This window comes from Escherichia sp. AM3 (genome assembly GCF_032029835.1).
GTDB classification, from domain to species: Bacteria; Pseudomonadota; Gammaproteobacteria; order Enterobacterales; family Enterobacteriaceae; genus Escherichia; species Escherichia coli.
In genome coordinates this window covers 1-235 of the sequence record NZ_JAVUPQ010001320.1, presented here as the reverse complement: position 1 = coordinate 235, position 235 = coordinate 1, and the positions used below count along the sequence as shown (strand labels likewise).

General features: G+C 45.1%; 1 pseudogene. It reads left to right on the top strand.

The window, feature by feature from the left end:
• Positions 1–235, top strand: a pseudogene (locus RTW80_RS30875) (NupC/NupG family nucleoside CNT transporter); the annotation flags it as partial.

The following is a 235-nucleotide window of genomic DNA, read 5'->3' as shown; positions in this document are numbered from 1 at the left end:
ATAAAGTGATGGCGTACAGCGACGCGGGTAGCGCATTTATCTTCGGTTCTCTGGTCGGACCGAAAATGGATACCTTATTTGATGGTGCAGGATTTATCTTTGGTTTCAGGGTGTTACCGGCAATTATCTTCGTCACCGCGCTGGTGAGTATTCTCTACTACATCGGTGTGATGGGGATTTTAATTCGAATTCTCGGCGGTATCTTCCAGAAAGCATTAAATATCAGCAAGATCGA